Below are 15,147 nucleotides of genomic sequence, written 5' to 3'. Positions count from 1 at the left end.
CCATCCGCCCTACGACGAAATGCCTTCTTCTGTCGGTACGGGAACCTGCTGCAGCAGCCGTTCGATCACTTCTTCCGCTGCGGCCGCACCGCCGCGGCTGTGGAGCGTCCCTCGAAGCTTCAGCCGATGCGCCCATGTCGGCACAGCCAATTCCTTCACATCATCAGGGGTGACAAACTCCCTGCCCTTCAGGACGGCTTGTACTTGCACCGCCTTCAATAAGGCTTGGCAGCCCCTTGGGCTTACGCCGGAGGCAACCGCCTCATCCCGTCTTGAATGCTCGGAAAGCGCAACGATATAGGATAACATCACATCACTGACATGTACTTTGCTGACGATATGCCTGGCTTGTACGATCCGCTCAGACGTTGCAATCGCCATTAGAGACTCCAAGGGTTGATCATCTTTAAATCGCTTCAGAATATTCACGCTTTCCTCTGAGGTAGGGTATCCCATATTCAGTTTGAACAGAAAGCGGTCCAGCTGCGCCTCCGGCAGCGGAAACGTTCCTTGCTGTTCCAGCGGATTTTGCGTCGCGATCACCAAAAAAGGCTCTTGCAGCTGATGGGTTACTCCGTCAATGCTGATCTGGCGTTCCTCCATGCACTCCAATAAACTGGACTGCGTGCGAGGCGTCGCCCGGTTGATTTCATCGGCTAGAAGGATATTCGTGAACAGAGGACCCGGACGGAATTCAAACGTCGCGGATTGTTGATTATAGAAGTAGATGCCGCTCAGATCCGACGGCAGCAAATCCGGCGTGAACTGTACTCTCTTAAACGTGCAATCAATCGACTTCGAGATGGATTTGGCCAGCAATGTCTTGCCTGTACCCGGCACATCCTCCAACAGCACATGACCAGAAGTGACCATGGCAATGAATAGTCTGTCAATCAGCTGCTCTTTACCTACCATAACTTTGGAAACGTTTGCTCGAATGTCGTCGGCAAGACGGCGAACGCCATGATAATCTATAGTAATTGTAACCACTCCTTATGTAGTTTAACTTTACAACAAAGTTCGTCATGTCATCCCCTAATTCCTGTTATTCGGGACAAAATAAGATCAATTGCCTTATAGTCGGCTCCCCCGTCCTTTCAAATACGGCAAGAAGCTGTCCAAGGACAGCTTCCGAGAATGCACCCTATGGACAGATCATCCGATATTTAGAAGTCTGATTATTCTGCCGTCCTTTCTTCCTGGGAAGAAGTCGAATCCGTCCTGCTTTCTGGAATCAATAGTTTGGTCAACTCCGCTTCAGCCTGCTCGCGACGATCGATCCGGATATCGATATAATGCTTAACCTCAGGCGGCCGGGCATAGAACGGCTCCAGAGACGCATTCCACAGCTTATAGTCCGGATGCCCGCGGAAGCCGATCAGGTGATCCTTAATGCCGCTCCAGCGGACAAGGAATATATATTCATCCCGGTTCTCCACGCACTTGTTAAGCTCATGGCTTACATATCCCTTTTTCGATAACAGAACGCCGGAAGCTTCCCGAAAGGCACTTTCAAACTCGCTTGCCAGCCCCGGTTTGATATAAAGTATCGCTGATTCCAGTATCATATCGTATCCCCCTCTTCGATATCCATCCGATCAACGGTAAAATGTAACGCTTGTATATGGCAGCGCCATCCTAGGAAAACAAGTAGGTGCAGTCAAGTATATGCTGATATAATGAGAAGCATGAATACACTTATAAGGATGAGACAAACATGGCATTCGGCATCTCGAGACAGGAATTGCAGCAATGGAAGCAGAAGGTTGCACAAGGAGACATCGCTTTTTTGACCCATTATTGGTACGACAAGCGGTTTCCGGAGTTCCATACCGTAACCAAAGTAGGCTGCTCGAACATCCAGCGCCTGGAGGTCTGGTGTGTATCAAACGGACTTAATCCGGAATATATCCATTACCGTCTGCCGTACCCGCATTTTGATCTGATCGGTCCCAAGCAAACCGAATTACTGCAAAAGTATAACCTCGAAGATCATATCACCCGCTTCGGTCTGTAAACGCCGATCGGCGTATTTTCTCAGAAGACAACAAAACCCGCCTTGATCCACGGCCATTCTCACTACTTGCCGTAATTGAACAGGCGGGTTTTTTAAATATTACTGCATCGACTGGTTCGTACCGAGATTTTCGGATTGTTCTGATCTATTTCTATAACATCCTCATGTAACGGCTCCGCTAGTCATCTTCTTCAGAGTCTTGTTAATCCAGATCGCAGCCGTTGCGCCTTCCCCCATCGCCACGGTGGTTAATTCGGAATGGACGCCCAGGTCACCCGCGGCCCAAAGTGACTCGACACTCGTCATTTTGGACCTTGGATCGGTCTTGACATGACGGTTGTGCTCCAGCTCTGCCCCCAACTGCTCGGCCAATTCGGAATGGATCATATTCCCGCCAAAAGATAGGAACCCCCGCTCCGCAGGCACGATGCTCCCATCCTCCAACACAACGGCCGATAGGATGCCGCCTTCCTCATGAATTTCCGACACCTTTTTCTCTATATACGGAATCCCGAGCTCCGCCAATTGGGACATATGCTCGGAAGAAGCCGGCTCCCCCTCATGATTGATGTAGATGATATCCTGGGTTCGCTCCGATAGCAGCACAGCCATACTGGCACCGGGATCACCTGATCCCATCACGACGGTCTTGCGATCCTGAATTTCATAACCATCGCAATCAGGGCATACAAAGACGGATGTGCCCAGCGTGGACATCAGGCCTGGCAGCTGGGGAAAACGGTCCATCACGCCTGTTGCGAGCAGCAGGGTTTTGGCCCTGTAACGAACTCCGTCTTTACCAGTTAACACAAAATACTCCGACTCATCCCGCTCCGCCTTCCGGATATCATCGTCTGCAAACGTAACGCCGACAGACTCCGCCTGCTGACGCCCCCGCCCCCTGAGCTCTTCACCAGAGACCCCATCTGGCCATCCAAGGATATTGCGGTAACTCTTGCAGATGGTGGACCGCCCCGTTCCCCGGTCGATCACCAGGACATCATAGGCAGAATACCGCCCCAGCTGTATAGCCGCCTGCAGACCTGCAATTCCGCCGCCAATGATAATGCAATCCTTCACTTCGGTATCCAACATGTAGGTTTATCCACTCATTTCTATATCGAATTAAGCGCAAGAACTCTTTGCTTCAAGATATACTTCAAGAAGAGAGGTACACCCTAATTATTTAACCAATCTGCCGTGATTTACTCCTGAAAAATCAAATAGACCCCGGCACACAGCGCCGAGGTCCAAATCAATGAATTACAGGAGAAGCTGTCCGGCTAATGCACCGGCAATCACAACAAGCCACGGAGGGCTCTTCCAGAACATCAGCATCCCGAACAGCCCCGCGCCGATCACAAATTCAAGCGGACTGTGGATGGAGGATGTCCATATGGGATGGTATAGAGCAGCCAATAGAATCCCGACCACTGCCGCATTCATGCCTGTCAGCAAACCTTGCAGCTTAGGGTTTCTGCGGATGCTGTTCCAGAAAGGCATGGCCCCTACGATAAGCAGAAATCCAGGCAAAAAGATAGCCAGTGTAGCCACGATACCTCCAGGAATCCCCTGAATCAAGACCCCGAGGTAAGCGGCAAAAGTAAATAACGGACCGGGTACAGCCTGTGTGGCTCCGTAACCCGTCAGGAAATCCTCTTTAGACATCCAGCCGTTCAGCACCGTCTCATTCTCCAGCAGCGGGAGAACGACGTGCCCTCCGCCGAATACTAGCGATCCGGCTCGGTAGAAGCTGTCCACCATGGCTACCCAACCGTTATCGGTCAGCCCGTTAAGAAGCGGCAGACCCACTAATAACACAACAAACAGGCCCAAGCAAAAGAGTCCGGCTCTCCGTCCGATCGGCATCTTGATCTCGGGTACTGCCTCTTCGTTCGCTTGACGCTTGAACAACCACAGTCCCGATAGGCCGGCAAGAGCGATGACCGTCACTTGAGAAATGGGACTCTGCCACAGCAGAACGACTGCCATGGCTATTAACGCTATAGCCGCCCTTACAGGGCCTGAGGCCAGCTTTCCTGCCATACCCAGAACCGCCTGCGCAACGATGGCCACTGCGACAATTTTAAGTCCTTGAATCCAGCCTGCCGAGCCGGGATCGAAGGTTTGCATCAAATAGGCGAAGATCATAAGCATGAGCACGGACGGCAATGTGAAACCAAGCCAGGCGACGATGCCGCCCCAGATGCCCGCTCGCATCATCCCAACACCAATACCCACCTGGCTGCTGGCGGGTCCGGGAAGAAATTGGGCCAGGGCCACCAGATCCGCATAGCTTTTTTCGTCCAACCATTGCTTGCGGCGCACATAAGTCTGGTGGAAGTATCCAAGATGTGCGATCGGTCCGCCAAACGATGTGAGCCCCAGCTGCAGCGCGGTCCACCAGGTTTCGCCGAGGGCACGCCACCTGCCAGAGGGCTGCCTATTGCCAACTTGAGCTTGAACTTGTTCTTTGTCTGTCTCCGGATTCAATATTCATCGCTCCCCATTTGCTTGGTGTCTTGTAATAGAAATCGTAAACCCGTTAACCGTTAAGTATACAGGTCACCTTTATCAAATTTCAGAGTATACCAAACTCTCATGATCAATCTACCCATTTATGTAAACGCTATGTAAAATCTAAAGAATTTTTGAGTGATATCGTGTGAAATTCCGGTACATGTACTAAAAAAAGAACGACCCAGCTGAACTTATGTCCATGGATCGCTTTCTGTTCCTATTCAATGTATGAGTCACTATAATGTGACTTGTATAACGTTAAGCCTCCGGCTTCGTTTTGTTCGGCACGGAGAGATACCCTGGTTTCGCAGCGCCAAAACCAAAAATGAACAATACAACGACAATGGCGGATAATACCGCCAGAGGCACCTTCCATCCGCCTGTCGCATCATGCAGGAAACCGATGAGCAGCGGACCTACTGCAGCCAATAAATAACCCAGCGACTGGGCCATACCGGATAAAGCCGCAGCTTCTTGAGCCGATCTTGTACGAAGGGTAAAGAACATCAAGGATAAACTGAAATTGGCCCCGCCTGAAATACCTACCAGCATCACCCATAGCAGATTTAATGAAGTCAGACCAGAAAATAAGCCTGCGTATCCGGTCAGCATAGACAAGGCAGAGATCGTCACCAGCATGCGCTGATTGGGATTCCTGCCAGCCAGAACAGGAATAATGAAGGAGAATGGCAGGCTGACAAATTGAAGAATCGAGAGCATCCACCCCGCGGCACTATAATCCATGCCTTGGCTTCTTAGAATCTCGGGCAGCCATGAGATGTTCACGTAGAACGTAAACGATTGAAGACCCATGAATAAAGTAATGTACCAAGCAAGCGGTGACCTCAGCACACTCTGATGTTTGGTAGCAGCCGAACTGACCTCAGCGGTTCTTCCGGAGCTCCGGCGCTGGATGATCCATACGATGAGAGCCAAGACGGATAACGAACCCCAGATTAATAGGGACCCTTGCCAACCAAGACCAGCTTGGGTAGCCAGCGGAACGCTGATCCCGGATGCGATCGCGGCGAGCAGGTTCATCGAGGCAGAGTACGTCCCCGTCATCAATCCGATATGCCGCGGGAAATCCCGCTTGACCAGACTTGGAAGCAGCACGTTCCCAACGGCTATAGCCATTCCGAGAAATGCGGTACCGATTAACAGCGTATAAGGGGATGATATCGAGCGGATGCCGATGCCGAATGTCAGCACCACCATACTTAGTAAAAGAGTAGTCTCCAGCCCCCATTTTTTAGCCATGGCCGGTGCCATTGGCGACAATAAAGCAAAGGCTAATAGCGGCAGCGTAGTGAGCATACCCGCCAACGTGTTCGAGATTCCCGTATCGTCGCGAATGATCCCGATCAGCGGGCCAACCGATGTAATCGCCGCTCTCAGGTTAATGGCAATCAGGATAATACCTGCAAACATCATCCATGTGCGCCCGGCGGAAGTTGTGTTTTGATCTATTGATGTTCTTGATGTCATGACATGAACTCCTTACTTTCAAGCGATATGTAAAAATAAACTTATCCGAGTTTATCACAAACCCGGATATTAGGCTATAGCCTCGGGAAGCTTCATGGCAGCTTATAGGGCCAGTCTGTCGCCTATTCAGCGTTGTACATTAACCTGTAGACGCACGTATAGAGCCCTACACAAGCGGGCTCCAAGCGTACACGGATAATTTTTGGACATCACGAATGAATTCATTATAACGTTTCTGTATTTCTTCGGATGCGTACTGACGGAACTGCTCAAAGATTCCCATGCACCGCAGCATCCCGTTATCACTTTTGGTTCTGATCGAATACTCGAGGCTGTCCAGGATATAGGATAACCCCCGATCATACTGTTTAGCATTTAAATAGTATATCCCTAACTCGGCGAGGAGGCGGGTGTATCGGTTTAATGTGACCTGATCGCTAACCTTTCCAAGTTGATTTTGCTGCGATCTATAATGCAGATGCTCTTTAAAGCGTTCCAAAATTGGATCAACCTGAAGTTGATAACGATTGGCTGCGACCATGATATTGCATAGAGCTAGAAAGATCTCATCATTTCTTGATTCAACATAATCTACATACTGATTCAGAGAACCTGGCTGCCCACTCATTAAACCATACATATATCGATTAGCCTCAGCCCATTCGCTGAACTGCTCCAAAATCAGAGATTCCTCTTGGCTCGGATTTATTACCCAATCTGGTTTATCATACAATGATACATAGTGGAGAGCATGATCGTAATCACCTCGTTCTTGATACACAAATGCCTGAATTAGGTACGAATATAGTAAATAAAAAAGAAGAGGTCTCTTTGGAAATTCAAGCGATTCAAACGTATCTCTATTTTGCTGATAATGAATTCTGGCTTGATGTTCCATTCTTTTGGCTAGAGCTTCGATTTTATCCATTCGCTGCAAAGATATATTTAAATTAATAAGCTTAACTAACGCATCCAATTGATAGATTTCATCTAACCTATCAATATAAGGCTCAAAGTATACAGCTGCTTGTAAATTTTCCTCTTGGTTCTCACCTAACCTGATTAAGAATAGTCGATACTGGCAAAGAGCTAACCGTTCGGAATACTGAAATTTTTCGCACTCGGCAACGCACTCGTATAACAAAGCTGCGGCTTCACGCTTCTCCTCGTTGAATAAGGTCTCCGCCATATCAAAAAGCATCGGTGCGTAGTTAATGTTTTCCATCGTCATTCGTGCAGCTCTATGCAAACAATCCAATTTATCCAGTTCTGCACATCGCTCAAGAAAAGGTCCAAGCCTTCGCCAATCCGGAGTCGTATGAAAAATGCTTTCCGTTATGTAAAGTTCGTAGAAATGCCCCTCTTCCAGACCCATCCCTTCGGTTATCCGGTCTAACTGGTGCATGGACATGGGACGATTCCCATTCAGGATATTACTAAGTGTCCCGCTGTTAATGCCCGATAACCTGGCAAATTGGTTGATCGTCATATGATGATTCTGCAAATATCTAACTATTTCTCCGCGAATCGTGGCTGTCGTCTCCAAGTAACAACACCCCCAGATGGAAAACCAAGTATTAGTATAGTAAATAATTACATGCTATTATTTTACATTCGTTTGGTCAATAGTGATAATGAATTGCTCTTTTTTATAATTCAAAAAATTCATTAATAAAAAGAAGATAGTCCCTCGTTTTTCAGGAACTATCTTCTTTAAGATATCTTTAGTACCAGTATTATCACTGTATCCTAACTTATTAGCTTCCGACACCATGATCATGTGATAATGTTGCCCGATGTGTCGGATCTAACAGATCCGCATTGTTTGAAATAACGGGTAATGTTATTAGCATTACAATACTAAATGTAGCTAGTAGACAAGCCAATTTTCTTTTCATTTAAATCCTGCACCTCACTTACTAAAGTTTTATAGCGTTTCTGACATTCATACGAAGAAAAATCGCGAAACTGTTCAAATAATCCCATACATCTTAGCATACCCCTGTTACTATTTATTGTAATAGATCTGTCTAAACTTTCCAATATAAATTGTAAACCTTTGTCGTAATTTTTTGAATTCAAATAATATATTCCTAATTCAGACAAAAGTCGGGTATATCTTTCAGTATTAACTTGTCGATTAATGGTGCCTATATTACTTGATTGATCTTTAAGTATTAAATACACCTCAAAACGTTCCAATATTTGTTCTACGTTCAAGTCAAAACGATTGGCAGCGATCATTATATTACACAGTGCAGTGAAAATTTCATTCTCTCTAGTCGAAATGTATTCTACGTAATCAGTTAAAACCTCAACTTGTCCAACCATAAGCTGGTAGAGATATTTGTTAGCCTCTCCCCAGTCCTTAAACTGATTGATAACCCGAATTTCATCTATAGAAGGCTCCGTAACCCAGTCAGGATTCATATATAATGATACATAGTATAATCCTTGCTCATAATTTCCTCTTTCTCGACAAACATTTGCTTGAATTAATTGAGCGTACAAAATATAGAATATTAAAGGTTTCACCTCTCCTGCCTCTAGATCATACATTTTCACATCATTCTGATACTGAATCTTTGCTTTACTACCCATTTTTTTAGCTAATTCTTCAACTTTATCCCATCGATTTAGCGATACATTTATATTGATCAATTGTCTTAATGCATCCAACTGATACATTTCATCTAAACGATCCACAAACGGCTCAAAATAAACGGCAGCCTGCAAGTTTGCATCCTGATCATCTGTGAGTTCTAATACAAACAACCGATACTGACAAAGGGCCAACCGCTCCGAATGCTGAAATCGTTCACTCTCCGCCACACTTTTATACAGCAGTACAGCCGCCTCATGTTTTCCCTCTTTGAAAAAAAGCTCTGCCGTTTCAAAGAGTAAGGGGGAATAAGAGATATTATCCATCGTCATCCGGACAGCCTTGTCCAGACAATTCAGCTTCCCCAGCTCCGCGCATCGGTGAAGAAACGGACCCAGCCGACGCCAATCCGGCGTAGCATGAAAGATGCATTCATCTATATACAGCTCGTAAAAAAAACCCTCTTCCAGACCCATACCTAACGTAATCCGGTCCAACTGCTGCATGGAAATCGGGCGATTCCCATTCAGAATGTTGCTGAGTGTGCCGCTATTGACCCCCGATATCTCAGCAAACCGATTAATCGTCATTTCGTGCTTATGTAGAAACTCTTCCATTTGTTCGCGAATCGTGGCTGTCCTTTGCAATCTAACACCACCCTCTTAGATCGAACCCAAATATTAGTATATTTCTCTATACAGCAATCATACTTGATTAATATTCCAGTGGTCAATACTTATTTACGTCATTTTTTTACAAAAAATACCCAGTACAATTTAAAAATGCCAAATTCAGCACTTTTCTTTACTATTTATATATCGTCATATGGATCACTACGATGAGAAAAAGCGCTCCGAAATTTTCGGAAGCGCTTTGAAAGTTGGACTACACCATAACAGCCCCTGACTTCAACCATGCCTGGGCCGGTTACCTACTATTTACTCTCCTAGCTCCTTCTTGCCTGAATTAAGGTGAACCAATTCGAATCCCCATTAAATACACCATGTACTCTGTATACAGGCTGATAGAAGCCCTTCGTGTCGTATATAACGAGGAAATTCTCCATCCTTGATACGCTCATATACCTCTGCAGGAGACAGGATATCTACTTCCTTAATCAATTGGTTTCCTTGGAGCCCATTATTTATCGAATAGATACTGCCATCTTGTTTAAGACCGAGTAACAGTTCGCCAGTCCAGTAACTTTCGGTTAACCCCGCTTGATCCGGGAGGGACCATTGAAATTCTCCGTCCTCCAACGCTGTAACATCAGCCTCTTGGGGGAGTAAGCCAAGATCGGCCATCATGGTTTTGGCTTTGGGGAGCAGCGGTTCTATGTCAGCGAATGAAGCCTGCTCTGGTATATAATTGTTCTCGGTTAACGACGTTCCCCTCTTGGGATTGATAGAATGTATATGGCGTTCCTGATTTGTCTTCCATTAGAACCTCACGATCGCCGCCTCGATCCTTAACCTTCAACACAGATAATCCTAACTTCTGCTGCAGCAGGGCTTCTACACCATCCCGCTGAGTGATTTTCTTGTATATGGGGTATCGCCAGGTTTCCCAGCAGACTTTTCATTTTTACTCTCTTGTTATCAATAATGGAAGCTGCAAGTCTGTATAACTGATATCCAAAAATACCACCAAGCGTGTTGTTCATAATATCAGCAAGCTCAAACAGCCCTGCACCTGACAGCGTCTGATAGGTTTCAATAAAAAGCGTAGAACCTACCACGACTAGAAGAAGCCACTTAAACGCTTTACATTTCCGGCTGATGAAGGGCAGCAATATTCCCATAGGGATAAACATGATGATATTAAATATGCCGTTCTGAAGATCACGTAAGGAATATTTGTTCCACGCTTCGATATAATCGATGAATGGACGGAGATTCATCTGCAAGAAATGAGAATGGCCGCGCCCGAGCATGGTTAGCTCAAGAACAAATACAACATATCCGATGAACAAGGCACCAAGAAAAAGCTTTTTCATAGAATTCGATCCCGATAATTAATATGACCAGCAGCATTAAAATACGTAGATTCGTATAGATTGCATCAATCCCCAAGACGAGGTCTCCCTTATGACTTTATTCTAATGATGGTTGACACTGTCTTTCCTTGCAGTTTCAAGTCAGAGCCGGTCATTCTTATATACTCTCCTGCTTTAACGCGTCGATAATGTTTTCCTTTTTTACTTTCGCGCTGGAATATAGCATGGCGGAACCAACAATGACAAATACGGCGGCAATGACAGACAGAATACTCATCCAGGGAAGGACGAATCCGTAGTTAAATTTATTCGCAAATGCCCTATAGATCACATACATCACGATGAAGCTGATAGGAAGCCCGAACAGCAGTGATTTGGCCCCATAAACAACACTTTCGTAGTTCATCATTTTCGCAAACCCTTTTGGCGTCATTCCAACGGATTTCAGCATCGCAAATTCCCGCTTTCGAAGGGAGATGCTCGTTGAGATCGTATTAAAAATATTCGCAATCGAAATCACGGAAATTAATACGATAAAGCCATAAGAAAAGACCGACATCAATAGAATCATCTGTTCTTCTTGTTTTCTGGATTGGTATACATTGTACACATGCAAATTAGGCTCTTTCATTTCTTCGATTTCCTGCTGCGTTTTCAGCGGGTCCGTACTTTTCAGATAGAGAAAGGTTTGAACGAACTCCCCGCTCTTTTCGACTGCCAGTTGATTCAGGACCTGTTCCGAGACAACGATATTTAACCCGCCCGTTCCGACTAGGTTCATTCCCATCGGAGATCGATATGTCAACGCCGTAATGTACACTTTGCTTACATCCGTCTCTTGCTCCGTTTCCTCATGGATCGTTGTCAAATCGAGACTTTGCCCGACACTCGCATGAATTACCTTCGTTTGGACGTATTTTCCCGTATCCATATCTTTATAGTCGATCGTATCGATCACGATGGCGGCGGGATGATTCGGATCCGTCAGTGACTCGTAATCTGCGCCGACTGCTTTGGCATAAGCCCGCAGGTTCGAATCGTTTAATGCAGCGATTTTAATATCATAAGGATATTTTCCGTCCTTCAGTATACTCCTGTCCTTCTTGACCGCCTCATGCAATTCATCGGCGATGGACGCTTCTTCGATCCAAGCGTTCCTGTACAACTCATGAATTACGCTGTATTCCGACACATCCGAAAGGGATGCAATGGATTGAACCAACCGATCGTCTATTCTTTTTTCATTGCCATAAGATAGTTCGATATCATAGTTGACGCCTTCCTGCGACATAGCCAAGGTTTGTTTCAGATTACCGGTAAAAAATGATATCGTTAAAAACAAAACGATGCTGATCACGAGCGAAAATACGGTGGCATGGTATCTCCGCTTGTTCCGTTTCAAGTTTTTCAATCCGATCTCCGCTTCGATTCCGAAGAGCCTTCGAATCCATTTCGGCGTTTCCACGCTTTTGCCCGTAAGTTTCACATCGGTAGTTTGACGAATCGCATCCATGGCGGAAATCCGGGATGCTTTGACGGCTGGGTAATACGTCGAAATGAAAATCGTCAACATCGAAACAGCGCAGGTAATCAAAAGCGATAACGGCGTGACGATTACCGTTAGCTTTTCAGTAATGCCTAAAGCCCCTTGAATTGTAGCGTTAATAAACTGAAAAGTAATGCCGATCCCGGCAAGACCGCATAGGATTCCAACGGGAATGCTGATCAAGCCAATAATGACACCTTCAAAAAACACCGAATTTCTCTTCTGCCTTTTTGTAGCCCCCACGCTTGCAAGCATCCCTAAATGGCGGGAACGTTCCGAGACGGAAATCGCAAAAGCATTATAGATGAGCGAAACCGAGCCGATCATAATAACCGCGATCAGGATCACCGATAATGAGAACATCGTGATGTTCGAAGCTTCGCTTTTGGAGACGCCATAATAATGAAGCAAATCGTGATGATATTGGACCGTTTCAATATCGTTGTTATCTGCCAGGTTTTCTGCATGTGCGAACAAGGACTGATTGACTTTTTGCAAGACCACCGCCGCATGGACTCGATCGTTTGCCCCCATGAGGTTTTCATCGACATAGCTAATGGTCGTATACCCCGGGGCCCACGCCGGTTCCCATACGGGATGCTTGATGAAGCCTACCACCGTGTAATCCCTTGTCGTTATATTTTGCAGCGTTTCGTTCTTTTCGTTATCTACCATGCGCAGCGATTCGGTTTGATCCAGCGGTTGATCGTTCCCTACCTCGAATCGTTTGCCGATGCGAAGGGTAAGACGATCCCCAATTTCATATTTCACCTTGGCGTTTGTCGCAACGGCTTCAGAAATCACAACTTCCTTGTCCGTTTGCGGCAGACGCCCCTTGCTCAATTCAATTGGAAATTGCGCTAAACCCTGTGCATCGTACGCCTTGATGAACAAATACGGCTTATTTGTATTTTGTCCCCCTTCTAATGGGGCATAGCCAATATCCTTGGTGATTACAAGGGTCTTGGTTGCGTCATCGTTTTTTATCGCTGCAAGCTGTTCCTTGTTGACATCTTGGTATAGGACATGCCATTCCCCTTCATCCGCGATGGTTTGCCTTTTCATTAAATCCAAGTAAGAAAAACCAAGCGTTGCAACAGCCGTCACCATGGCAACTGACAACATGACACCCAGAATGGTTACAAGCGTTCGTCTCTTGTTTTGCCTCAAATGTCTGACGGTGAGTTTACTGACAATATTCAAGGGCGAATCACCTCGTCTTTGGCCATTCTTCCGTCCTCAATCGAAATGACCCTGTCCGCTTGCAAAGCGATTCGTTCGTCATGCGTGATCACGATCAATGTCTGGCGATAGGTTTTATTCAACATTTGTAATAAGTCGATGATCTCGCTGCTATTCTTGCTGTCCAAATTCCCGGTGGGTTCGTCCGCCAGCATAATAGCAGGATTACTAATGACCGCTCTTCCGATCGACACCCTTTGCTGTTGTCCGCCTGATAATTGATTGGGCAGATGGTTTAAACGATGCTGCAGATTCAGAGTCTTCACCAGACCATCCAACTGCTTCTGATCTACCTTTTGGTTATCAAGCAAGAGCGGGAGCGTAATATTCTCTTCCACCGTCAGGACGGGAATCAGATTAAAAAACTGGTAGATCAGTCCGATTTGTCTCCGCCTGAAGATGGCCAGCTGCGTTTCGTCCAAGTTATACATGTCCGTACCCTCTACGAGGACTTTGCCGCTAGTCGGCTGATCCACACCGCCCAGCATATGCAGCAGCGTCGATTTCCCCGATCCGGACGGGCCGATAATCGCGACGAATTCGCCTTTTTGAACCGAAAATGAAATATCGTCAAGCGCCTTTACCGCAGATTCGCCTATGCCGTATATTTTAGACAAATGCTCGATTTTTAAAATTTCCATTGCCATATCTCCTAAAAGTTTTGTGGGCGTTACTTCTTGAACCGACTTCGTACAAAACTCACTTCGGAAGCATGGGCGCTCCTTCATGTTCAATTCCAGCTATATACCATCTCTTTATATCCAACATCCCACAGGGTTACATTTCCCTCAATGGTTATCGTAAGCTCATTAGCCTGAGGGAGATAAATGGAGCTCATATCCGGCTCATGGCGTCCGGCTTCTACAGATACAGTCAAGAACTCATGTCCATCGGCGGTAACCCTAATGCTGCCTCGGGAATCCTCCTGATCGGGAATCCCATAATTCAAAAAGAGGTACACCTCCTTCTTGTTGCCAAACGTATACGTGTACGTTTCCTTGTTTTTGCCTTCGATGCTGTACACATTATATTGGGGTTCCACGTCTTGACCGCTTATCTTAAGAGTGTTCACTTTGGTTCCCGATGAAAGATTCCCCGTACTATTCCTTAAATCGTTTATCGCTACAAAGGGGCCCATCTCTTTGGTGAACACTTGGTCAACGATCCCGAAGACACCCCACACCCCGAGCATGAGGATTAAACCAGAAAAACCGGCATAAACAATATTTTTCCAGTTATTGTTCGTGCGAAAGCCAAGTTTGTACGCCCCGAAGCCTATGGCTGCCCCCAATGAGTTCTGTATGACATCGTTCATGTCGAAGCTGCCGAGGAATGTTAGCGCCTGAATCGTCTCCAGCACGAGAATGGATAGGATGAACAAGGTCATTAAGCGAACAAAGCTAGTCCGATATAACAACGGAAACAATATGCCAAAAGGAATGAAAGCGGCGATGTTCCCGAAACCCACAAAATCCATCAGCGTAGGATGTAGAAGATCTAATAGTCTTGGCAACCTAAAAAAACTGTCAGGCAAAAATATAAAGGTGGACTCGGAGATTTGATCAACCTTACCTACTCTGCCGAAGGCGAAAAACAAAAAATAAAGTATAAACAGGGTGTAGAAAATCGTGATAGCAAAAATAATCTGGCGGTGTTGCTTCAAATGCATGGTCGTACCTCCATCGTTCATCTGTTGAATATCATTTTATCTGTCCAAAATGACTTTTCAGTGACGA

At 46.0% G+C, this 15,147-nt stretch carries 12 protein-coding genes; 1 reads left to right on the top strand and 11 read right to left on the bottom strand.

Translation table 11 applies throughout. The features are described from left to right. Positions 1 to 9 precede the first annotated feature (9 nt). Positions 10 to 990, bottom strand: coding sequence for an AAA family ATPase (locus tag DP091_RS13430; RefSeq protein WP_113058761.1), 981 nt, complete (start codon positions 988 to 990; stop codon positions 10 to 12). A 188-nt stretch (positions 991 to 1,178) separates the two neighbouring features. Continuing rightward, entirely contained in the window at positions 1,179 to 1,568 is a 390-nt protein-coding gene (locus tag DP091_RS13425; protein WP_113058760.1) for an antibiotic biosynthesis monooxygenase family protein, read from the bottom strand. Between the two features lie 149 nt (positions 1,569 to 1,717). Here DP091_RS13425 and DP091_RS13420 point away from each other — a divergent pair, with 149 nt between their 5' ends. Beyond that, positions 1,718 to 2,017: a hypothetical protein gene (locus DP091_RS13420; RefSeq protein WP_113058759.1), complete on the top strand. Its 300-nt coding sequence runs from the start codon at positions 1,718 to 1,720 to the stop codon at positions 2,015 to 2,017. A 162-nt stretch (positions 2,018 to 2,179) separates the two neighbouring features. On the opposite strand, the gene DP091_RS13415 is transcribed toward DP091_RS13420, so the two are convergent. The 9 genes from DP091_RS13415 to DP091_RS13375 form a co-directional block, all read right to left on the bottom strand. Then, complete coding sequence (locus tag DP091_RS13415) at positions 2,180 to 3,112, bottom strand: NAD(P)/FAD-dependent oxidoreductase (RefSeq protein ID WP_113058758.1); 933 nt, start codon at positions 3,110 to 3,112, stop codon at positions 2,180 to 2,182. A 168-nt stretch (positions 3,113 to 3,280) separates the two neighbouring features. Next, entirely contained in the window at positions 3,281 to 4,510 is a 1,230-nt protein-coding gene (locus DP091_RS13410; RefSeq protein ID WP_113058757.1) for a chromate transporter, read from the bottom strand. 285 nt (positions 4,511 to 4,795) lie between these two features. Continuing rightward, complete coding sequence (locus DP091_RS13405; RefSeq protein ID WP_113058756.1) at positions 4,796 to 6,025, bottom strand: CynX/NimT family MFS transporter; 1,230 nt, start codon at positions 6,023 to 6,025, stop codon at positions 4,796 to 4,798. Positions 6,026 to 6,191: 166 nt separating this feature from the next. Further along, positions 6,192 to 7,571 (bottom strand): helix-turn-helix domain-containing protein, encoded by a 1,380-nt coding sequence (locus DP091_RS13400; protein WP_113058755.1) that lies wholly within the window; start codon positions 7,569 to 7,571, stop codon positions 6,192 to 6,194. A 314-nt stretch (positions 7,572 to 7,885) separates the two neighbouring features. After that, entirely contained in the window at positions 7,886 to 9,274 is a 1,389-nt protein-coding gene (locus DP091_RS13395; protein ID WP_113058754.1) for a helix-turn-helix domain-containing protein, read from the bottom strand. 821 nt (positions 9,275 to 10,095) lie between these two features. After that, positions 10,096 to 10,623 carry a VanZ family protein gene (locus DP091_RS31875; RefSeq protein WP_258394505.1) on the bottom strand — a complete coding sequence of 176 codons (528 nt, stop codon included), beginning with the start codon at positions 10,621 to 10,623 and terminating at the stop codon, positions 10,096 to 10,098. A 157-nt stretch (positions 10,624 to 10,780) separates the two neighbouring features. Beyond that, a complete protein-coding gene (locus DP091_RS13385; RefSeq protein WP_113058753.1) occupies positions 10,781 to 13,372 on the bottom strand; it encodes an ABC transporter permease in 2,592 nt (863 codons plus the stop codon). Further along, complete coding sequence (locus DP091_RS13380; RefSeq protein ID WP_113058752.1) at positions 13,369 to 14,052, bottom strand: ABC transporter ATP-binding protein; 684 nt, start codon at positions 14,050 to 14,052, stop codon at positions 13,369 to 13,371. Before DP091_RS13380 ends, DP091_RS13385 begins: the two co-directional genes overlap by 4 nt. Positions 14,053 to 14,141: 89 nt before the next feature. Next, positions 14,142 to 15,080, bottom strand: a complete 939-nt coding sequence (locus DP091_RS13375; RefSeq protein WP_113058751.1) for a VanZ family protein — start codon at positions 15,078 to 15,080, stop codon at positions 14,142 to 14,144. Positions 15,081 to 15,147 lie beyond the last annotated feature (67 nt).

It is taken from the genome of Paenibacillus sp. MDMC362 (genome assembly GCF_003269305.1).
In the GTDB taxonomy this organism is placed as follows: Bacteria; Bacillota; Bacilli; order Paenibacillales; family Paenibacillaceae; genus Paenibacillus_AQ.
Note: the sequence above shows the minus strand (reverse complement) of the source record. Positions and strands in the feature narration are given on the sequence as shown.